The sequence below is a fragment of the Nocardia sp. bgisy134 genome (assembly GCF_057708325.1).
In genome coordinates, this window is the sequence record NZ_JBYIRW010000002.1 from 564,213 (window position 1) to 584,181 (window position 19,969).

General features: G+C 68.3%; 22 protein-coding genes. 11 read left to right on the forward strand and 11 right to left on the reverse strand.

All coding sequences use genetic code 11. The annotated features are described in order from the left end of the window. Positions 1-21: 21 nt before the first annotated feature. Entirely contained in the window at positions 22-1,284 is a 1,263-nt protein-coding gene (locus tag AC3ERS_RS06075; protein WP_431964313.1) for an acyl-CoA dehydrogenase family protein, read from the forward strand. Between the two features lie 114 nt (positions 1,285-1,398). On the opposite strand, the gene AC3ERS_RS06080 is transcribed toward AC3ERS_RS06075, so the two are convergent. The 3 genes from AC3ERS_RS06080 to AC3ERS_RS06090 all read right to left on the reverse strand — a co-directional run bounded on the left by AC3ERS_RS06080 (position 1,399) and on the right by AC3ERS_RS06090 (position 2,932). Then, on the reverse strand, positions 1,399-1,683 hold the full coding sequence (locus AC3ERS_RS06080; protein WP_431964315.1) for a helix-turn-helix domain-containing protein: 285 nt from the start codon (positions 1,681-1,683) through the stop codon (positions 1,399-1,401). Further along, a complete protein-coding gene (locus AC3ERS_RS06085; protein ID WP_431964317.1) occupies positions 1,680-1,967 on the reverse strand; it encodes a hypothetical protein in 288 nt (95 codons plus the stop codon). The genes AC3ERS_RS06080 and AC3ERS_RS06085 overlap by 4 nt, the downstream gene beginning before the upstream one ends. A gap of 68 nt (positions 1,968-2,035) precedes the next feature. Then, the gene (locus tag AC3ERS_RS06090; RefSeq protein ID WP_431964319.1) at positions 2,036-2,932 is read right to left on the reverse strand and encodes an alpha/beta fold hydrolase; all 897 of its coding nucleotides are present in this window, start codon (positions 2,930-2,932) and stop codon (positions 2,036-2,038) included. A 69-nt stretch (positions 2,933-3,001) separates the two neighbouring features. Between AC3ERS_RS06090 and AC3ERS_RS06095 the strand changes: the two genes are divergently transcribed. The 3 genes from AC3ERS_RS06095 (at position 3,002) to AC3ERS_RS06105 (ending at position 5,051) form a co-directional block, all read left to right on the forward strand. After that, entirely contained in the window at positions 3,002-3,781 is a 780-nt protein-coding gene (locus AC3ERS_RS06095; RefSeq protein WP_431964321.1) for an exodeoxyribonuclease III, read from the forward strand. Between the two features lie 281 nt (positions 3,782-4,062). Continuing rightward, complete coding sequence (locus tag AC3ERS_RS06100; protein WP_431964323.1) at positions 4,063-4,560, forward strand: guanyl-specific ribonuclease; 498 nt, start codon at positions 4,063-4,065, stop codon at positions 4,558-4,560. Then, the gene (locus AC3ERS_RS06105; protein WP_431964325.1) at positions 4,560-5,051 is read left to right on the forward strand and encodes a barstar family protein; all 492 of its coding nucleotides are present in this window, start codon (positions 4,560-4,562) and stop codon (positions 5,049-5,051) included. The genes AC3ERS_RS06100 and AC3ERS_RS06105 overlap by 1 nt, the downstream gene beginning before the upstream one ends. A gap of 27 nt (positions 5,052-5,078) precedes the next feature. Here the strand turns inward: AC3ERS_RS06105 and AC3ERS_RS06110 are convergent, their stop codons facing one another. Further along, positions 5,079-5,714: a TetR/AcrR family transcriptional regulator gene (locus tag AC3ERS_RS06110; RefSeq protein ID WP_431964327.1), complete on the reverse strand. Its 636-nt coding sequence runs from the start codon at positions 5,712-5,714 to the stop codon at positions 5,079-5,081. Positions 5,715-5,838: 124 nt separating this feature from the next. Between AC3ERS_RS06110 and AC3ERS_RS06115 the strand changes: the two genes are divergently transcribed. From AC3ERS_RS06115 to yhjD, 3 genes are all read left to right on the forward strand, one after another. After that, a complete protein-coding gene (locus tag AC3ERS_RS06115) occupies positions 5,839-6,843 on the forward strand; it encodes an oxygenase MpaB family protein (protein WP_431964329.1) in 1,005 nt (334 codons plus the stop codon). After that, positions 6,806-7,837, forward strand: coding sequence for a tryptophan--tRNA ligase (trpS, locus tag AC3ERS_RS06120; protein ID WP_431964331.1), 1,032 nt, complete (start codon positions 6,806-6,808; stop codon positions 7,835-7,837). The genes AC3ERS_RS06115 and trpS overlap by 38 nt, the downstream gene beginning before the upstream one ends. Positions 7,838-7,951: 114 nt before the next feature. Beyond that, the gene (gene yhjD / locus AC3ERS_RS06125; protein WP_431964333.1) at positions 7,952-8,971 is read left to right on the forward strand and encodes an inner membrane protein YhjD; all 1,020 of its coding nucleotides are present in this window, start codon (positions 7,952-7,954) and stop codon (positions 8,969-8,971) included. Positions 8,972-8,998: 27 nt separating this feature from the next. On the opposite strand, the gene AC3ERS_RS06130 is transcribed toward yhjD, so the two are convergent. Beyond that, positions 8,999-10,306 carry a D-alanyl-D-alanine carboxypeptidase family protein gene (locus tag AC3ERS_RS06130; RefSeq protein WP_431964335.1) on the reverse strand — a complete coding sequence of 436 codons (1,308 nt, stop codon included), beginning with the start codon at positions 10,304-10,306 and terminating at the stop codon, positions 8,999-9,001. A 186-nt stretch (positions 10,307-10,492) separates the two neighbouring features. On the opposite strand from AC3ERS_RS06130, the gene AC3ERS_RS06135 reads away from it, so the two are divergent. Then, on the forward strand, positions 10,493-12,022 hold the full coding sequence (locus tag AC3ERS_RS06135) for an MFS transporter (protein ID WP_431964337.1): 1,530 nt from the start codon (positions 10,493-10,495) through the stop codon (positions 12,020-12,022). Continuing rightward, positions 12,012-12,623 (forward strand): TetR family transcriptional regulator, encoded by a 612-nt coding sequence (locus AC3ERS_RS06140; protein WP_431964339.1) that lies wholly within the window; start codon positions 12,012-12,014, stop codon positions 12,621-12,623. Before AC3ERS_RS06135 ends, AC3ERS_RS06140 begins: the two co-directional genes overlap by 11 nt. 6 nt (positions 12,624-12,629) lie before the next feature. Here the strand turns inward: AC3ERS_RS06140 and AC3ERS_RS06145 are convergent, their stop codons facing one another. Next, the gene (locus AC3ERS_RS06145; protein WP_431964341.1) at positions 12,630-13,541 is read right to left on the reverse strand and encodes a phenylalanine 4-monooxygenase; all 912 of its coding nucleotides are present in this window, start codon (positions 13,539-13,541) and stop codon (positions 12,630-12,632) included. A gap of 316 nt (positions 13,542-13,857) precedes the next feature. Between AC3ERS_RS06145 and AC3ERS_RS06150 the strand changes: the two genes are divergently transcribed. After that, complete coding sequence (locus AC3ERS_RS06150; RefSeq protein ID WP_431964343.1) at positions 13,858-14,070, forward strand: type II toxin-antitoxin system VapB family antitoxin; 213 nt, start codon at positions 13,858-13,860, stop codon at positions 14,068-14,070. Positions 14,071-14,246: 176 nt separating this feature from the next. Here AC3ERS_RS06150 and AC3ERS_RS06155 read toward each other — a convergent pair whose 3' ends face one another. Next, the gene (locus AC3ERS_RS06155) at positions 14,247-15,806 is read right to left on the reverse strand and encodes an alpha/beta hydrolase (RefSeq protein WP_431964345.1); all 1,560 of its coding nucleotides are present in this window, start codon (positions 15,804-15,806) and stop codon (positions 14,247-14,249) included. 114 nt (positions 15,807-15,920) lie between these two features. Here AC3ERS_RS06155 and AC3ERS_RS06160 point away from each other — a divergent pair, with 114 nt between their 5' ends. Further along, positions 15,921-16,604 carry a JAB domain-containing protein gene (locus tag AC3ERS_RS06160; protein WP_431964347.1) on the forward strand — a complete coding sequence of 228 codons (684 nt, stop codon included), beginning with the start codon at positions 15,921-15,923 and terminating at the stop codon, positions 16,602-16,604. A gap of 1 nt (position 16,605) precedes the next feature. On the opposite strand, the gene AC3ERS_RS06165 is transcribed toward AC3ERS_RS06160, so the two are convergent. The 4 genes from AC3ERS_RS06165 to sdhA all read right to left on the reverse strand — a co-directional run bounded on the left by AC3ERS_RS06165 (position 16,606) and on the right by sdhA (position 19,966). Continuing rightward, positions 16,606-17,040, reverse strand: coding sequence for a PIN domain nuclease (locus tag AC3ERS_RS06165; protein WP_431964349.1), 435 nt, complete (start codon positions 17,038-17,040; stop codon positions 16,606-16,608). Beyond that, the gene (locus AC3ERS_RS06170; RefSeq protein WP_084501563.1) at positions 17,037-17,246 is read right to left on the reverse strand and encodes a type II toxin-antitoxin system VapB family antitoxin; all 210 of its coding nucleotides are present in this window, start codon (positions 17,244-17,246) and stop codon (positions 17,037-17,039) included. Before AC3ERS_RS06170 ends, AC3ERS_RS06165 begins: the two co-directional genes overlap by 4 nt. A gap of 177 nt (positions 17,247-17,423) precedes the next feature. Next, positions 17,424-18,197, reverse strand: coding sequence for a succinate dehydrogenase iron-sulfur subunit (locus AC3ERS_RS06175; RefSeq protein ID WP_357460030.1), 774 nt, complete (start codon positions 18,195-18,197; stop codon positions 17,424-17,426). After that, a complete protein-coding gene (gene sdhA / locus AC3ERS_RS06180; protein ID WP_431964352.1) occupies positions 18,197-19,966 on the reverse strand; it encodes a succinate dehydrogenase flavoprotein subunit in 1,770 nt (589 codons plus the stop codon). The genes AC3ERS_RS06175 and sdhA overlap by 1 nt, the downstream gene beginning before the upstream one ends. Between the last annotated feature and the right edge of the window lie 3 nt (positions 19,967-19,969).

The window sequence follows — 19,969 nt, forward strand, 5'->3', positions numbered from 1 at the left end:
CCGCCAGAAAGGAGAACGACGATGTTCGAATGGTCCGAGACCGATGTGATGGTCCGCGACGCGGTGCGCACCTTCATCGACAAGGAGATCCGCCCGCACCTGGACGCGCTCGACAGCGGCGAGATGCTGCCGTATCCGATCATCCGGAAGCTGTTCAGCGAGTTCGGTATCGACGCGATGGGCGGCGAGGCGGTCGAGAAGCTGCTCGCCAAGCAGCGGGCCAGGGAGGAGGCGCTCGCCGCCGGTGCGGCCGCGCCGGAGAAGAGCGAGAAGCGTTCCGGCGGTAGTCCGTTCAGTGGCCAGGAGTCGCTGATGGCGGTGCTGATCAGCGAATTGTCCGGTGTCTGTATGGGTTTGGTCACCGCGATGGGGGTCAGCATCGGGCTCGGCGCGACCACCATCATCTCGCGCGGCACGCTGGCGCAGAAGGAGCGCTGGCTCGCGGACATCGTGACGATGCGGAAGGTCGCGGCCTGGGCGATCACCGAACCGGATTCGGGCTCGGACGCGTTCGGCGGCATGAAGACCTACGTCAAGCGCGACGGCGAGGACTATCTCCTCAACGGCCAGAAGACCTTCATCACCAACGGTCCCTTCGCCGACGTGATGATCGTCTACGCGAAGCTCGATGAGGGAGATTCGGTGGACAAGCGCGAGCGCAAGGTGCTGACCTTCGTCCTCGACAAGGGCATGGAAGGCCTCAGCCAGGGCAAGCCGTTCAAGAAGATGGGCCTGCACGCCTCGCCGACCGGTGAGCTGTTCTTCGACAACGTGCGCGTCGGCCGGGACCGGCTGCTCGGCGAGACCGAGGAGCACAAGGGCGGCGACGGCCGCGAGTCCGCGCGCTCCAGCTTCACCGCCGAACGCATCGGCGTGGCGTTCATGGCGCTCGGCATCATCAACGAATGCCACCGGCTGTGCCTCGAGTACGCCAAGAGCCGCAAGCTGTGGGGCCAGGAGATCGGGCGCTTCCAGCTGGTCCAGCTCAAGCTGGCCAAGATGGAGATCGCCAGGATCAACGTGCAGAACATGGTGTTCAACGCGCTCGAGCGCGGCCGTGCGGGCAAGCCGCCGACTCTCGCCGAAGCGTCCGCCATGAAGCTCTACTGCTCCGAAGCCGCCACCGACGTGGCGATGGAAGCGGTCCAGCTCTTCGGCGGAAACGGCTACATGACCGAATACCGCGTCGAACAACTGGCCCGCGACGCCAAATCCCTCATGATCTACGCGGGCTCCAACGAAATCCAGGTAACCCACATCGCCAAGGCCCTCCTGTCCCGCTGACATTTCCCGCACACGCCCCGCATAGGAACCCGCCTGTGTGGGGCGTGCGGAGGGTGAGTGAGGACGGCTGGACCGCTTACAGATGGGTTCGGCCTGAGTCCAGGCGGGGTTCTCCTATGCCGCCAGCGACACCGACAGCTCGGTTTCGAGGGCGGCGGCAATCCGTTCGAGGGTGGTGATCGTCGGCACCACGTCCCCGGCCTCGAGTCGGCTCACGGCGTGTTGGCGCATACCGGCGCGGGTCGCCAGTTCGGTTTGCGACCACCCGCGTGCTTCACGAGCTTCGCGGATCTGGCGGCCGAGTTCGTGCGCGAGCGCGTAGGCGCGGGCGGCTGCCTGGTATTCAGCGGTGGCACGGGTCGCCTCGAGGTGCGCATCGAATTCCTTCTGGCTGGTCATGATTCGGTGCCTCCTGTTGGGTCGAAGGTCAAGCGCGCCGGTTCGGTGTGCGCCGATTCGCACAGCTTGCGGGCCATTTTCGCGCGGTCGATCTGGGCTGTCTCCCGTTGTTTCGTCTTTTGAAACGCCACCCCGTCGCCGAGGTAGCGGCAATACGGTTCGCCGAGTTCAGGGCCATATGCGGCGAGAAGTCCGGCGGCGAAGTCGGCGCGAGCGAGATCGGTCGGTGACAATCCAGCCAGGAACGAGCGAACCTCGGGCTCGATCTCGATCGCGCACAGCATTACCTGGGGTTATCACATCTGTGTGATGGGACTTGCGATCGTGGGTTGCCGCCCGTACCTCTGCGCGCTCAGACCGCGCGTAGGTGGTTGCGGCTGGCGTAGACGTGTTCGGCGATGAGGGTGGCGATGCGGTCGGGGGCTTCGAGCATGGGGACGTGGCCGACGCCGTTGACGACGATGCGGTCGGCGGAGTCGGGGAGTTCCTTCAGGTAGCGGCGGGCGTAGACGCGGTTCGGGATGATGCGGTCGTACTCGGAGAGCAGCAGGCGGACCGGGGTGGTCAGGTCGGACAGGTCGGCCAGAGCGGGGGCGCGCAGGGCGCCCACGATCATCGGCAGCATCGCGGTGCAGTTCAGCGCGGCGCGCAGGACGTTGGCGATCTCGCGGCGCGGCACCGCGGAGGCGTGCTTGCTCAACAGGAACAGCGCGAAACGCTGCGGGATGACGTTGTCGGTGGCGAAATCGCCCAGCCGCCTGCCGATTCGGACGAGCGGAATCATCGAAAGGAACTTCAGCCCTACCCGGAACTGGGTGATCGAGGGGACATTCCAGCCACCGGCGGGCGCGATCAGCGTCAGCGTGCGGGCCCGGCCGCGGCGGGCGAGCTCGATGCCGACCCAGGCGCCGAGCGAGTTGCCCGCGATATGGCAGGTGCGCCAACCCAATTCGTCGAGCTGAGCTTCGACCGCGTCGGCCAGCGTGGCGACGCCGACCAGTTTGCCCTCGGCGGGCGGGCCACCCCAGTGACCTGGTAGAGCGGGGGCGTACACCTCGCAGTGTGAGGACAACCGGTCCGCCGTGCGTTCCCAGCAGTGCGGCGAGAGCATGAAGCCGTGCAACAGCAGCAGCGGATCACCGGAACCCAGGTGCAATGCCTTGATCCGTTTGTCGGCCGCGCGGGCGGCGGTTCGCGATCGGTCGGAGCGCGGGGCGGCGGCCGGGGACTTGGAGGTGTCGGACGTCATCGTCAGCACCCCTTCCTGGACGGCGGTGTCCGGGGGCGATATCTCTGACCAGCATTGTACGGTCGTTGCGTGCCCTACATCATCTCCACGGTCAACGTAAACGGCGTCCGAGCTGCCACGGGCAAGGGCATGCTCGAGTGGCTCGCGACCACCGAGGCCGACATCGTCTGCCTGCAGGAGACCCGCGCCACCGACGAGCAGACCCGCGCCGCGCTGGCGCCCACGCTGGCCGACGGCTGGTGGCTGGCGCACGCGGAGCCCGAATCCAAGGGCAGGGCCGGTGTCGGCATCCTGTCCAGGCGGGAGCCGAAGGCGGTGCGGATCGGATTCGGCAGCGCCGAGTTCGGTACCTCCGGGCGCTACCTCGAGGCCGAATTCGACGAGCTGACCGTCGCCAGCGTGTACGTGCACTCCGGTGACGCGGGCACCGCGCGCCAGGACGAGAAGTACCAGTTCATGGCCGAGTTCGGCGCCTACCTGAAGACCCGCGCCGGCGACTTCGTGGTCAGCGGCGACTGGAACATCGCGCACACCGAACGCGACCTGAAGAACTGGAAGGGCAATCTGAAGTCGGCCGGGTTCCTGCCCGAGGAACGCGCCTGGATCGACGAGCTGATCGCCGCGGGCTATGTCGACGTGGTGCGTCAGCTGCACCCCGGCGTCGACGGGCCCTACAGCTGGTGGTCCTACCGCGGCCGTGCCTTCGACAACGATTCCGGCTGGCGCATCGATTACCAGCTGGCGCGCGGGGAGCTGCCCGGCCGCGTCAAGCAGGCCGTCGTCGAGCGGGCCGCCGCCTACGATCAGCGCTGGTCCGACCACGCTCCGGTCACGGTGCAGTACCGATGAACGAACATCGCTTCGCGCATGCGGGAGCAGGGCGTCAGTGAGGTGAGGGCATGAGCGAGCGGGGTGAGCGAGTCGTGTGCGAGCGCGCTTCGCGGATGCTGGAGCCGGGTGTCAGCGAGGTGCAGGCATGAGCGAGCGGGGTGAGCGAGTCGTGTGCGAGCGCGCTTCGCGGATGCTGGAGCCGGGTGTCAGCGAGGTGCAGGCATGAGCGAGCGGAGTGAGCGAGTCGTGTGCCAGCGCGCTTCGCGCATGCCGGGGCCGGGCGTCATGGAGGTGAGGGCATGAGCAACAAGGTGATTCGGGCGCTGGCGGCGCTCGGCGCGGTGGCGGTGGTTCTGTTGCTCGCGGTGCTCACGTCGCGCGGCGGCTCCTACACCGACCGCACGGCGGGCTCGGCCACCGCGACGACCCGCGCCACGGCGACCGCCTCGAACGTCTCCGCGCGTCCGACGGCCTTCCCGCCCGCCGCGGTCACGGCTTCGCCGAGCCGGGCACAGGGCGTTCCGGACCGCGCCTACGTCACGTTGGCCGAGATCGATGCGCGCCGCTGGCCGGATTCGGCGAACGCGCCAGGCACCAAAGGCGGCGAGCGCTGGATGAATCGGGAGGGCACGTTGCCGCGCACCGACGCCACGGGCGGGTCGATCACCTATCAGGAGTGGGACGTCAATCCCAAGCAGCGCAACCGCTCCCGCGACGCCCAACGCATCGTCACCGGCAGCGACGGCACGGCCTGGTACACCGGCGACCACTACGAGACCTTCACGAGGATGCGCTGATGCCACGTCCGGTTCCGCTCTCGCGGTTCCTCGCCCGCACCGGCGACGGCGCGCCTTCCGCACCGGGCGGCAGGTCCGAGCCGGTACTCGGCGCGCTGCCGGTCGACGCGCCGGAACTGAGCGAGGTCCGCTACCGAGCGCCCGCCGGGTACCTGGTGCGCGAGTTGCGCGGGCGCAAGATGCGCGGCACCGGAGGCGTCTTCGACGAGTGGGCGGCGGCCTTCCAGTTCCCGTACTACTTCGGCGCCAACAAGGACGCCTTCGACGAATGCCTGCGCGACCTGGACGATTTCGTCGGGGAGGCGAGCGGTTACGTCGCCGTGGTGCGCGATGCCGACGCGCTGCTCGCCGATCAGCCCGACGAGCGGGACTGGTTCGAGCAGGCGATGCGTGAGTGCGCCGACTACTGGGCGCGGCGCGACGTCGCGTTCCGCGTGGTCTATCAGAGCGCACCGTTCTCGCCCGAGGTCGTCGCGCTGACCATGGCCTGATCGGCCCGCGTCACCCGAGCGGCGCGGTCACCCCAAGCGGCGCGCGAGGTCCTCGCCGAGCAGGACGAACACGTCCGTGGTGTGGTCGATGAGCTCCTCTTTCGTGAGGGGCAGTTCGCCTTGCAGCCACGTGGTCAACGTCTGCACCAGCCCGCCGACCAGGTAGGTCGCGCGGAAGAAGATGGCGGGATCCGGTTCGGGATCGGTGATGCCGTAGAAGTCGATGCCCTCGGCGGCGACCATGCGCGCGAAGACCCGGATCGTCTCGGTGGTCCTGGCCCGCAGCTCCGGTGTGGCCATGCCCGCGACCAGCGCGACCTTGGCCTTGCGCGGATCGTCGGTGAGCACATGGATGCCCGCGGCGATGGCGGCGTGTGCCTTGGCGCGCGATTCGTCCGGCGCGCCGCGCAGGCTCTCCAGGATCGCGATCGCCAGCTCCTCGGCGATCCGGTCGGTCAGCGCGGTGAGCACGGCGTCGCGGCTGTCGAAGTTCTCGTAGTAGTACCGCTCGTTGAGCCCGGCCTGCGCGCACAGCCCGGAGACGGTGAGCTTGGCCAGGCCGTGGACGCCGATGATCTCGAGTGCGGCGTCCAGCAGTGCGGTGCGCCGTTGTGCCCGGCGTTGGTCGGCGGAGACGCCGCCGTAGGTCCGCTGCGCTGTCACAGCACGATTCTGGCACGGACACAATTCTGGCATTGAGTATTGCCAGAAGGTTTGATCTGGAGGATTCTATTGCCAGATGCTGTCGGTTTCGGCTCGGGCCGGGACCTTCGATGAGGAGACAACGATGTCCGCACACTCGTCCCAGCCCGGATACTTCGCCGACAACTCCATGGCGCGACGCGTCATGAGCAAGCGCGCGGTCGGCCTCACCTACGGACAGCGGGCGCTGGTGATCGGCGCCGTGCACCCACGGCTCTACGTCGGGACGGCCGAGAACACCGAGCACCGCGGCACGCCCTACACCCGGCTGGCGCTCACCGGGAAACTGTTCGAGGCCGTCTTCCTCGGCAGCAAGGAGGAGGCGGATCGGGCGCTGGCTTTCACCACCAAGAAGCATGCCAGGGTCGTAGGCGAGCTGCCCGAGGACGCCGGGCCGCACCATCCGGCGGGAGCGTCGTACTCGGCCCTCGATCCGCACCTGATGTTCATGACCATGGCGTTCACCTTCGATTCCGCCGAGGTGATGTACGACCTGCTGGTCCGCAGGCTGACCGACGGCGAGCGTGCGGGGCTGTACCAGGACTACGTGCGCTGGGCGGAGCTGTTCGGCATGCCCCGCGACGCCGCGCCCGCCGACTATCCGGCCTTCCGCCGCTACTTCGACGGCTACCTCGCCTCCGACGAGCTGTTCCTCACCGACGAGGCCCGGTTGGTCGGGTCATATCTGGCGGGTCAGCGCGTCCCGTATCCGCAGCGTGCGCCGTTGCAGCAGGTCGCATCGGCGTTCTTCCTGCTGGTGCAGGGCAGTCTGCCGCCGCGCATCCGCGCCATGTACGGCATGCGCTGGGGAACGGCCGACGAGCTCGCCTTCCGCGCGCTGGCGGGCGGTGTGCGCACCGCGCACTTCGCGCCGCCGCTCGCCCCCAGGGTGCTGCGCGGCACGCTCGCCGGTCCGAGCGGCCCGGTCTACCGGCTGGTCTCCGACCGCGAGCGCAGGCTCACGCGGACCGGCAGGCCGAGCATGCCAGGCGTCGACCCGCGCAACTGGGCGGCTCGAAATTCCGCTGGACTCCCATGGAAAGATCGGGGGCATGTCGAGTCCCGCACCAGCCCCGGCCGCCGAGCGTAAACAGCGCGTGCTGTCCGGGATCCAGCCGACCAGCTCCTCGTTCCACCTGGGCAACTACCTTGGGGCGCTGCAGTACTGGGTCACCATGCAGGACGACTACGACGCGCTGTACTTCATCCCGGACATGCACGCCATCACGGTCCCGCAGGACCCGAAGGAACTGCGGGCGCGCACCAGGGCCGCGGCGGCGCAGCTGCTGGCGATCGGCATCGACCCCAAGAAGTCGACGCTGTTCGTGCAGAGCCAGGTGCCCGAGCACGCCGAGCTGGCCTGGGTCCTCAGCTGCATCACCGGTTTCGGCGAGGCCAGCCGGATGACCCAGTTCAAGGACAAGTCGGTCAAGCAGGGCGCGGAGAACGCCACCGTCGGCCTGTTCACCTATCCCGTGCTGATGGCCTCCGACATCCTGCTCTACCGCCCGCACCAGGTGCCGGTCGGCGAGGATCAGCGCCAGCATCTGGAGCTGACCCGAAACCTGGCGCAGCGCTTCAACACTCGCTTCAAGAAGACCTTCGTGGTGCCGGAGGCGCACATCGTCAAGGGCACCGCGAAGATCTACGACCTGCAGGACCCGACCGCCAAGATGAGCAAGTCGGCCGCCACCGACGCGGGCTTGATCAACCTGCTCGACGACCCGAAGATCACCGCCAAGCGGATCCGCTCCGCGGTCACCGACACCGAGCGCGAGATCCGCTACGACCCGGAGGTGAAACCGGGCGTCAGCAACCTTCTGGTCATTCTGAGCTCGCTGGGCGGAACGCCGATCGTCACGCTGGAGAAGGATTACGAGGGCAAGGGCTACGGCGACCTGAAATCCGACGTTGCCGACGCGCTGGTGGAATTTGTCACGCCCTTGCGCGCCAAGGTGGAAGAGTATCTGGCGGACAAAGGCGAACTCGACCGTATCCTCGCAGCCGGTGCGGAGCGGGCGCGGGAGATCGCCGGCAACACTCTCGCACAGGTCTACGACCGGGTGGGTTTCCTGGCCCGCTAGCTCGGGTACGACGCTTGCGAGGGCCGGGCGTGATTCCGCCTTCGCTTCGGCTGTGCGCGAGCCGGTGACGGACTGCGCCCGGCCGCGTTCATCGGGTGTCGAAGGGGCGAGCACGTGCAGGCGATCGACAACGTCAAGGCCGGGATCGAACATCGTGTGCAGGCGCGGCCCTGGCTGGATCATCTGATCCGGGCCGGCGGCCGCTACCAGCGCCAGCGCGGCGACTACTACGCGGCCGGGATCACGTATTTCACCGTGCTGTCGCTGTTTCCGTTGCTGATGGTGGCGTTCGCGGTCGCCGGCTTCGTACTGGCGGGCAACGAGGAGCTGTTCCGAGAACTTCAGGACAAGATCGTCGAGAACATCCCCGGCGAGCTGGGCACCCAGCTCAACGGGCTCATCGATCAGGCCGTTCGTTCCCGCGGCACGGTCGGTGTGCTCGGCCTGCTCGCCGGTCTGTACGCCGGACTCGGCTGGATGGCGAATCTGCGCGCCGCGCTCACCGAGCAGTGGGAGCAGAAGCACGAGGAAGGCAACTGGTTGCGCACCAAGATCTCCGACCTCGGCGCGCTGATCGGGCTCGGCCTGGCCTTCGTGGTGTCGCTCGGGCTTTCGGCGCTGGGCTCCAGCAATCTGGGCGCCCAGTTGCTGGCGCGCTACGGTCTGGACGAGTTGCCCGGCGCCCGGCTGCTGTTGACGCTGCTGTCGATCCTGTTCGCGCTGCTGGCGAGCTGGGCGGTGTTCGCGTGGATCATCGCGCGGCTGCCGCGCGAGCCCGTCACGCTGGCCAGCGCCGCGAAGGCCGCGTTGCTCGCCGCGCTGGCCTTCGAGGTCTTCAAGTTCGTCGCATCGATCTACCTGCAGATCGTGCTGCGCAGTCCGGCGGGCGCGGCCTTCGGGTCGATCATCGGTCTGATGGTGTTCAGCTACATCACCTATCGCATCATCCTGTTCGCGACGGCATGGGCCGCCACCGCTTCCGAGAACGAGCCCGAGGTCGCCCCGCCCGCTACGGCGGCCGTCATCCGGCCCCGCGTCGTCAACACCGCCGGGGCGTTCGGCAGCGGCGCGGCCTACTTCGGCGCGGGCGCGCTGGCTGCCCTCGGGCTGGCGACCTTGCGCAGGCGTCGCTGAGCTCGCCCGCGCCGGATCGATTCCGGCTCAGCGGCGTTGGCGATTGACGCGCCGCGCCTTGAGCAGCAGGAACAGGATCAGTGCGAGGCCGCCGACCATCACCAGCGTGCGCGTGCCCACGTGGTCGCGCTCGCGCTGCGGGCTCGCGAGCACGTCGCCGCCTTCCGCGCCCGGCGGAGTGGCCAGTGCCGCAGTGGGTTCGGCCTCGTCCGTCTGGTGGTTCGGCTCGTGGTTCGGCAGCCGGCCGACCTCGGTGCCGCGCGGCAGCGCGAAACCGTAGTCGAGCAGCCTGGCCGCCTGCTCCCACGGCCGTATCGGGCGTACCTCGGCTTGCAGCAGGGTGACCGCCAGCCTGCGCCCGTCGCGTTGCGCGGCCCCGACGAAGGTCTGCCTGGCGTCGTCGGTGTAGCCGGTCTTGCCGCCGAGCGCGCCCTCGTAGTTGTACAACAGGTGGTTGTCGTTGCCGACCGCGAAGCCGGGGTGGTCGGGGTCGTTCGGGATCTTCGGATTCTTGGGATAGCCAGGGAAATCGATCTGTTCGGTCTGGATCAACTCGGCGAACAGCGGGATGGTCATCGCCTCGCGGAACAGCACTGACAGGTCGTAGGCCGAGGTGCTCATGCCAGGCCCGTCCAGGCCGGACGGTGTGGCCGCGCGAGTATCGAAGGCGTACAACGATTTCGCCAGCTGGTTCATCTTGGTCACGGTCGCCTCGTCGCCGCCGAGCTGGGCCGCGATCGCATGCGCCGCGTCGTTGCCCGAGGCCATGATCAGCGCCTGGAAGAGCTGCAGGTTGGTGTACTGCCCGCCGGGGCCGACGCCGACGCGGGTGCCGTCGACGTCCGCGTCCTCCTGGGTGCCGGTGACCACTGTGTCCAGCTTCAGCGCGCGCAGTGCGACGGTAGCCAGCAGCACCTTGATGGTGCTCGCCGGGCGGTAGCGCCCGTGCGGGTCCTTGGCGGCGAGCACCGCGCCGGTATCGAGATCCGACACCACCCAGGCGGTCGCGGAGATGTCCCGCGGCGCGGGCGGCGCGCCCTTCGGCAGCACCACGCCGCACTCGCCCATCCTGGTGCCGCCCACCGGAGGCACGGGAACCGATAGCGGTGCGGGTGTCGGTTTTCCGGGCGCGGGCGTCTCGGAGGCATCGATCGGCGCGGGCGGCATGGTCTTCTGCGGGCAGTTGTCCGTGTTCGGTGTGGTGAACGGTGTGGTGGTCGGGGTGGGCGGCGCCGCGAGAGCAGGCGTCGCGATCAGGCCGCCGAGCAGTGCGGCAGCGGCCAGCGCGCCGGTGAGGCGGCGCGTGGCGTGGTGGCAAGGACGCGGGATCTTCATCGGGAGCGAGCGTAACCGCCGCGGTCGACCGAGGGCCGCCAATCGGCCCGCACCTGGCCGGGACGAGGGCGGACGCACATATAGCCGGTATGGCCGCGCGAAGGCCGTTGATCACCGAGTATTGACAGCGACCATGAAATGAGTGCTACTATCAAAAAGTAGTAACTTCCATTTTCTGGAGGGATTGTGAACGTGGATTCCCGGCGGTGGTTCGCTCTCGGCGCGCTGGCGCTCGCCATGCTGACCATCGGCCTGGACGTGACCGTCCTGACCGTCGCGCTGCCCACCCTCGCCGTCGACCTGAACGCGAATACCGGTGCGCTGCAATGGTTCAGCTCCGCCTACACGCTGGCGCTCGCGGCCTTCATGCTGCCCGCGGGCGCGCTCGGCGACCGCTACGGCCGCAAGCGGATCCTGCTCGCCGCCCTGGTCTTGTTCGGCCTGGCCTCGCTGGCCTGTGCCTTCGCGGACACCTCCGGCCAGCTGATCGCGGCGCGGGTGGTGCTCGGCATCGCCGCCGCGGCCATGATTCCGCTGTCCATGGCGGTACTGCCGGTGCTGTTTCCCGAGCAGCGGGAGCGCGCCCGCGCCATGTCGATCTGGGTCACCGCGACCTCGCTCGGCCTGCCGCTGGGGCCGGTGCTCGGCGGCTGGCTCGTCGACAACTTCTGGTGGGGCTCGGTCTTCCTGATCAACGTTCCGTTGGTGGTGGCGGGCGCGGCGGCGGTGGCCGCGCTGGTGCCGGAATCGCGCAACCCGCAACGGCTTCCGCTCGATCTGCCGGGTGTGCTGCTGTCGATGCTCGGCATGCTCGGCGTCACCTACGGTTTCATCCGCTTCGGCGAACAGGGCTGGGGCGACCCGTTGGCCTGGGTGGCGCTCGCCTGCGGCGCGGTCACCGCGGCGGCGTTCCTGCTGTGGCAGCGGCGTGGCCGCCATCCGCTGATCGATCTCGAGCTGTTCGGCAGCAACGGTTTTCGCTGGGGTGCGGTGTTCGCCGTGCTGATCACCTTCGCGATGTTCGGCATGTTCTTCACGGTGCCGCAGTACTACCAGGAGGTGCTCGGCGCTGACGCGCTCGGCAGCGGACTGCGGCTGCTGCCGATGATCGGCGGCCTGGTCGTCGGCGCGCGGCTGGGCGATCGGCTGCTGTCGAAGGCGGGATCGCGGATGGTGATCACGGCGGGGCTGGCGCTGCTCGCCATCGGCTTGGGTTGGGGTGCGCTGACCGAGGTCGACACCGCCTACTGGTTCACCGCGTGCTGGATCACGCTGGTCGGCGCGGGCATGGGCATGGCGATGCCGGTCGCGATGGCGGTCGCGATCGACGATCTGGACGTCGCGCGGGCCGGTGTCGGATCCGCGCTGTTGCAGGCGTTGCGGCAGGCGGCGGGCACCATCGGCGTCGCCCTGCTCGGCACCGTGCTGGTCACCCGGTACCGGGCCGAACTCGGCGCGCTGAACGTCGCACCCTACGACGACGGGGTGAGCAGTGGGACGGCCGCCGCGAAGGTGAGCGGAAGCGCCGATGCGCTCGCGCAGGTTCAGTCGGCGTTCGTCGGCGGGATGAGCCTGATGCTGTGGGTCTGCGCGGCCGTCTGCGCGGTGTCGGTACCGCTGGCGCTGCGGGTGTTGCCGCGCCGCGCGCCGGCGCCGGTGGACACACCTGCCGTCGCAGCGCCGCGCGATGAGTCAGAATCGACACATGTCGGTTGATGCAACGGGTGAAGGTGTCGTGGCGCCGGGACTGCGGGAGCGCAAGAAGGAGCGGACTCGGCGGACGATTCGCACCGAGGCGTTCCGGCTGTTCCGCGAGCAGGGCTACAGCGAGACCACCATCGAGCAGATCGCCGCGGCGGCCGACGTCTCGCCGAGCACTTTCTTCCGCTACTTCCCGACCAAGGAGCAGTTGGTCATCGCCGATGATCTCGATCCCGTGCTGATCGAGGAGGTTCGCAACCAGCCGCGCGGTCTTCCCCCGATCCGTGCCTTCCGCAATGCGATCGGCGCGGCGCTCACCACCCTGGCACCCGAGGACCTGGCCTTCGAACAGGAGCGCCAAGCTCTGCTCTACCACGTCCCCGAGTTGCGCGCCGCTATCGGCATCGAGCTCGAGCGCAGCATCGAGATGGTCGTCGAACTGATCGCCGAATACGTCGGCCGCCCCGCCGACGATTTCGAGGTTCGGGTGATGGCCGGTGCGATCGCCGGTGTTGGCATCGCCATTTCGCTGCGCGCGCCGGTCAACGCGACGAACCTCGGGCGTGCGATGGACTTCCTCGAAGCTGGTCTTCCGCTCGGCCGACCTGCCGAATAGCCCGGTTCAGCTCGCCCCGGCCACCGACGGGCGCTTCTTGTCGTGCTGCGCGCGCAGGGGAGTGTCGTCGTCCATCTCGGCGAAGAAGACGCCGATCACGTCCTCGATCTCCGAGATCGACTCGGCGCAGTAGAGAATCGGCTGGTAGTGGGTGATGTCGTAGACAGCGGTCCCCATCGTGACCACGTCGAGCGGCCGCAGCTCGGCGTGCCGGAACTCGTCCAGCTCGCCGTAGGAGGACAACAATCCCGCGCCGTAGCAGCGGATTTCGCCCCGCTCGCGTACGACGCCGAACTCCATCGAGAACCAGAACACATCGGCGAGGAACTTCAGCGCCGTCTCGGTGGTCAGCCTGGCGACCGCCGCGCCGACGGTCTCGTAGATGGCGGCGAAGCGCGGGCTGGCGATCTGATTGGCGTGCCCGATGATCTCGTGGATGGCGTCCGGTTCGGGGGTGTAGAGCGGCGCGGAGTGGTGCCGGATGTACTGGGTGGAGTGGAACACGCGTTCGGCGAACGAGCCGAAGAACTCGCGCAGCGGCACGAGCCCCGCGGCGGGGACATAGCGGAAACCGGTGAGCGGGGCCAGGGCCGCGGTCACCTCGTCCAGTTGTGGGATGTGGTCGGCGGGCAGGTCGAGCCGGGCCGTGGCGTCCAGCACCTCCGAGCAAGCGTAGGTGCGGTGCTTGAGGGCCAGTTCGGCGGAGACGATCCGCCAGACCTGCTGTTCTTCGTCGGTGTAGTCGATCTTCGGTGCGGGTTCCCCCGGCGCGTAGGCCAGCGCGAGGGCGGCGATGGCATTGCGGCGGGCACGGTACACGGGGTCGTGCACGCCGGGGTGCTCATCGCTCAGGTGCACCGTCACGTCGCCGTCACCGGTACGGGTGACCGGTGAGTACAGCTGAGCCTCGGTGAACATACTTCGATGCAAGCACCGCCTGTCCGTTCCGACAACGAAAGCCCGTCCAGCTGTACACACTGCCTAGCTGGCCGAGCCGTTTCCGTCGATTACCGGCCTCGTGCATGGAAAACAGTGGCAGCTGGCGATTCGGTGGCAATCGTGCCGTAGCTCGGCCTTCGCTGCGGCCGTCGGCGGTCGTCGGCCGGGTGCCCACCGTGTGACGGTGGGGTGGAATGGCCTGCGTGCCCGGCTGTCGATGTCGGCGTGTGTACGCGATTTGCCGGACATGAGCGAGGGCGATGGCGCAAGATGGCGAAAGTACGAAGGAGGACGCATGCATACCGTGCGGATCGATCTCGACCAGAAGCTGTTGGCCGCCGCCGCCGAGATCATGGGGACGTCCAACAGCAACGCCACCGTCAACGAGGCGTTGCGCCGAATCGTGGTGCACGAGCGGCAACTCCATCATCTGGAGAAGCTGGCGGCGGGGGTGCTCTGTGCGCTACCGGCACCGGAGGTCGTCGCCGTAGTCGACGGTCGGTCGTAGCTCCTCCGACTCTCGACCACCCGTAGGCCCTCGCGGGCCGGGTGGCCGTCCAGCTAGTAGCGCTCGACGCCATTTGCTCGTGCGTCGGCCGACTCCGCCCGCGGTAGGTCGGAGCGGCGCGCGACGCTCGATGTGGCCTAGGTCGACGAATCCGACTCCGAAGCCGAGGGCATGGTTCAGGCCGACGGGCAGGTGAGCCCGTCCGGCGGTGGGGTGAGGTCTACCAGATAACGCAATACCGGCTCGTCGACGCAGGCCACACCCTGGCCGAAGGCGCCGTGCTGCACGCCCTCGTAGGTGACCAGGGTGGCGCCGAGCGCGCGGGCCAGGTTCTTCCCGCCCTGGTGCGGAGTGGCCGGATCGCCGGTGACGGAGACGACAACGACCTTCGGCAGATTCGGCACGGAGGGGACGTGCGGCTGGGAGTTCGGCGGCACCGGCCAGAAAGCGCAGACGTCGAGCGGAGCTCGGCCGGTGGCGCGGCCGTCGTCGAAAATCGGTGCGGCGGCACGGAACTTGCGATCCAGCTCGGCGGCCGCCGCGGGGTCGGTGACGCGCTTCTCCTCCAGGCACAACACCGCCATCTGCAAATCCCGCTCGACGGTGCTCGCGTCCGCGATGACATCCGCGATGGCCAGCAGTGTGTCGCCATGACCACCGGCCAGCTCCCTCAGACCCTTGGTGATGCGGGGCCAGCCCGCCGGGTGGTACAGGGAATTGGTCACCCCGCTGAGCGCGTCACGGTAGCGGAGACCGCGAGGGTCCGCGGTAGCGGCGGGCCGGTCGATCAGCGGGAGGACGAGGGCGCGGAAAGCCTCCGTGGCGCGGGCCGGGTCGGTGCCGAGAGGGCAGTCCGGCGCTTTCACACAGTCGGCGGCATAGGTGTCGGAGGCTCGCTGGAATCCGGCGGAGAACGCCACCACGTCGATCATGTCGGTGGCCGGGTCGACGCCGCCGTCCAAGACCATGGCGCGCACGCGGTCCGGGAACATCTCGGCGAAGGTGGAGCCGAGGCGGGTGCCGTAGGAGCCGCCGTAGTAGGTCAGCTTCTCGTCGCCGAGCGCCGCGCGGATGATGTCGAAATCCCGCGCCACATTCCGGGTTCCGACATTGTCCAGCACGTCGACACCCGTGCGCTGTACGCATTTCGCGACGTAGTCGCGGTTCTCGCGCTCGGTCTGCGCGATGCCTTCCGCCGAGTAGTCGACGTCGAGTTCGTTGCGCTCGGCCTGGAACTCCTCCGGGGTCAGGCACACCACCTTCGGTGTGGAGGCGCCGAGGCCGCGCACATCGACGCCGATCATGTCGAAGCGTTGCGCCACCTCGCTTTTCGCGAACATCAACGGCATCGCCAGACCGGGCGAGCCGGGGCCGCCGGGGTTGGTCAGCAGCGCGGCGACCCGCTCGCCGTGGGCGGGCAGACGCGAGATCGCGATCGAGGCCGTGGCGCCTTCTGGCTCGTCGTAGTCGAGCGGGACGGTCACCCGCGCGCATTCCAGGCCGCCTGCGGTCAGCTCGGCGCCGTGCGGATAGTCTGCGCAGGAACCGAATTCGACGCGCTGGTTGTAGTACCTGCCGAGGTCTGGGCTCGCCGCGGTGTCGGCGCCGCACGCCGCGAGTGCGGTCAGCGCGAGTGCGGTGAGGACTCGTCCGGCCCTTGTCCCCGGGACGGACAGCGCCGCCGTGTCGATCGTCCGCCCGCCGCGGACTGCTGTGTGCTTGCGACGACCAGACATTCGGCTACCCCCCGAGATCGGTTGTCCCCTCATTCTGCCCGAACCGCGCCCACCCGACCTGTCGGTGGCCGCTGGCATGATGCGAATCCTCCAACGCATTCGAGGGGGATTGTGATGTCGGTACCGATCGCCGCCCTGCCCTTCGGCCAGCGCCCGCGCGAGCGACTGCTCGCGGTCGGCCCCGCCGCGCTCAGCGACAGCGAGCTGCTCGCCCTGCTGCTCGGCCAGGGCCGCCGAGGCGAGAGCGCGCTGGAACTGGCCGCGGAGCTGCTCGCCGAATACGGCGGCATCCCCGGGCTCGCCGCGGCCCGGCCCGAGGAACTGTTTCGCAGGGCCGGGGTCGGGGTGGCCAAGGCCGCCGCGATCAGCGCGGCCTTCCAGCTCGGCAGCAGAGCGCGCACCGAACCCGAGGCAGCGCCGCGCCTGGAAAGCGCCTCCGACGTCGTCCGCATCGCCAGGCCGCTGTTCGACGGCGCCCGCGTGGAACGGATCCTCGTCCTCGTCTGCGACTCCCAGAATCGCTTGCGGCAGAAGGTGTTCGTCGCCGAAGGCGCGGTCGATCAGGTCGCCGTCCCGATCCGCGAGATCCTCAACACCGTGCTCCGCCACGACGGACGCGCCTTCGCCCTCGTCCACAACCACCCCTCCGGCACCGCCACTCCCAGCCTCGACGACCGCCGCACCACCACCCTCCTCATCGATGCCGCCCGCACCGTAGGCCTGCGCTTCCTCGACCACGTCGTCCTCGCGGGCGAACAATGGTCCCGCGCCACCCCAACCACCCTCGGCCGCGAATGAGTCAGTTCAGGCTTCCCTGGGGGACGACCCATACCTGTGGTTGCCGGGTTACCGCGGCGATGTGCTCGAAGTCGGCGTCGTAGTGGACGAGGACCGCGCCGTGGAACTCGGCCACAGCGGCGGTCAGGAGGTCGATGATTCCGGCCGAGCGGTGTTGACTCCTGCGCGCCATCAGAAGTTGAACCTCGCGGGCGCGGTCGGCGATGGTTTCGTTGATGGGCAGATTCACGTACAGGGAACGGCGTCGCTGGCCGATGTTCTGTACGTCGGCGAGGTTGCGACCGGAGTACCCGGTCTCGAGGTCGACGGTGACGCAGGTCGCGGCGGCGCGATCGGCGACGAGGCCCGCGATGACGCTGCGTACCGGTGGATGCCTGATCCGGGCGGCCGCCGAGGTGTCGACGAGATGGAGTCGCAGCGGTGTCGTTTCGGTCAACGGCGAGCCTGGCGCATGATCTCCGGATCGTCGATGTCCGGTCCTACCCCGAAACCGTAGGGGTCGTTCAACACCTGCTCGATCCGTCGCCTGCGATCGGCCACGAACTCGAGCGCGGCGTTGACCGTGTCCTTCTTCGTGGTCGTGCCCAGCTCCTTGGCGGCCAGCGCCAGCGCTTCGTCGTTGAGGTCGATCATGGTCTTCATGTGTCTCACGATAAATCTCCAGCTGTGTGCCCAGCAATATCGATAGATGTTCGTAACCATCGCTGCCGTGGATCGGTGCGTGCCGGTCGTGGAGAAGCGCCAACGGCGAAGGCCGCCACCATTTTTGGATGGTGGCGGCCTTCGCCGTTGGCCGGTGGATCCGTTCGGGTCCGGAGATCAGCGGGTGAAGAGCAGGGCTCGCTTGACTTCCTGGATGGCCTTGGTGACCTCGATGCCGCGGGGGCACGCGTCGGTGCAGTTGAAGGTGGTGCGGCAGCGCCAGACGCCTTCGACGTCGTTGAGGATGTCGAGGCGCTCGCGGGCGGCTTCGTCGCGGCTGTCGAAGATGAAGCGGTGGGCGTTCACGATCGCGGCCGGGCCGAAGTAGCTGCCGTCGCTCCAGTACACGGGGCAGGAGGTGGTGCAGCAGGCGCACAGGATGCACTTGGTGGTGTCATCGAACCGGGCGCGGTCGGCCTGGCTCTGGATGCGCTCGCGGGTGGGCTCGTTACCCGTGGTGATCAGGTACGGCTTCACCGCGCGGAACGCGTCGAAGAACGGCTCCATGTCCACCACGAGGTCCTTCTCCACGGGCAGGCCGCGGATCGGCTCGACGGTGACGGTGAGCGACTTGCCGCCCTTGGGCAGCATGTCCTTCATCAGCACCTTGCAGGCCAGCCGGTTCACGCCGTTGATCCGCATCGCGTCCGAACCGCAGACGCCGTGCGCGCACGAGCGGCGGAAGGTGAGCGTGCCGTCCAGGTAGGACTTGATGTAGATGAGCACGTTCAGGAAGCGGTCGGTCGGCAGGACCGGCACCTGGAAGGATTCCCAGTGCGCGCCCTTCTCGTCCTCCGGGTTGAACCTGGCCACCTTGACGGTGATCATCACCGAGCCCTCGGGGACCGGAGCCGGCTTCTGCGAGGAGGGTGCTTCGGCTACAGCAGTCATCAGTACTTACGCTCCATCGGCTCGTAACGGGTCTGCACCACCGGCTTGAAGTCGAGGCGGATGTCGGAGATGAGCTCCGGGCTCTCCTTGTAGGCCATCGTGTGCCGCATGAAGTTCACGTCGTCGCGATCCGGGTAGTCCTCGCGGGCGTGGCCGCCGCGCGACTCCTTCCGGTTCAGCGCGCCGACGACGGTGACTTCGGCCAGTTCCAGCAGGAAGCCGAGCTCGACGGCCTCCAGCAGGTCGCTGTTGTACCGCTTGCCCTTGTCCTGCACCGTGATCCGCGCGTACCGCTCCTTGAGCGCGTGGATGTCGGTGAGGGCCTGCTTGAGCGTGTCCTCGGTGCGGAACACCGCGGCATTCATGTCCATCGTGTACTGCAGCTCGGTGCGGATGTCGGCGACGCGCTCGTTACCGTGCTCCGACAGCAGCATCTCCAGCCACTCGGTCACCATCTGCGCCGGCTTCTCCGGCATGTCGACGAACTCGGTGCGCTGGGCGTACTCCGCGGCGGCGATGCCCGCGCGGCGTCCGAACACGTTGATGTCGAGCAGCGAGTTGGTGCCGAGGCGGTTGGAGCCGTGCACCGAGACGCACGCGCACTCGCCCGCCGCGTAGAGGCCGGGGACGACGTCGGTGTTGTTGCGCAGCACCTCGCCACGGATACGGGTCGGGATGCCACCCATCACGTAGTGACAGGTCGGCATGACCGGCACCGGCTCCTTCACCGGGTCCACGCCCAGGTAGGTGCGGGAGAACTCGGTGATATCGGGCAGCTTCTCCTCGAGCACGTCCTCGCCGAGGTGGGTCACGTCGATGAGCACGTAGTCCTTGTTCGGACCGGCGCCGCGACCTTCGAGCACCTCGAGCACCATCGAGCGGGCGACGATGTCGCGCGGCGCGAGGTCCTTGATGGTGGGGGCGTAGCGCTCCATGAAGCGCTCGCCGGAGGCGTTGCGCAGGATGCCGCCCTCACCGCGGACTGCTTCCGAGATCAGGATGCCGAGGCCGGCCAGACCTGTCGGGTGGAACTGGTGGAACTCCATGTCCTCCAGCGGCAGACCCTTGCGGAACACGATCGCCATGCCGTCGCCGGTCAGCGTGTGCGCGTTCGAGGTGGTCTTGTACATCCGGCCCGAGCCGCCCGTGGCGAACACGATCGACTTGGCGTGGAAGACGTGCAGCTCGCCGGTGGCCAGCTCGTAGGCGACCACGCCGGTGGCGACCGGACCGCGCTCGGTCTCGGTGAGCACCAGGTCGAGCACGTAGAACTCGTTGTAGAACTCCACGTCGTGCTTGACGCAGTTCTGGTACAGCGTCTGCAGGATCATGTGGCCGGTGCGGTCGGCGGCGTAGCACGCGCGGCGGACCGGGGCCTTGCCGTGATCGCGGGTGTGCCCGCCGAAGCGGCGCTGGTCGATCTTGCCCTCGGGGGTCCGGTTGAACGGCAGACCCATCTTCTCGAGGTCCATCACCGCGTCGATGGCCTCCTTGGCCATGATCTCCGCGGCGTCCTGATCGACCAGGTAGTCACCACCCTTGACGGTGTCGAAGGTGTGCCATTCCCAGTTGTCCTCTTCGACGTTGGCCAGCGCGGCGCACATGCCGCCCTGGGCCGCACCGGTGTGGCTACGGGTCGGGTACAGCTTGGTCAGCACTGCGGTGCGGACCCGGGGACCGGCCTCGATCGCCGCGCGCATGCCCGCGCCACCGGCACCGACGATGACGACGTCGTAGCGGTGTTCCTGAATCGGTCGCGATTCACTCATCGA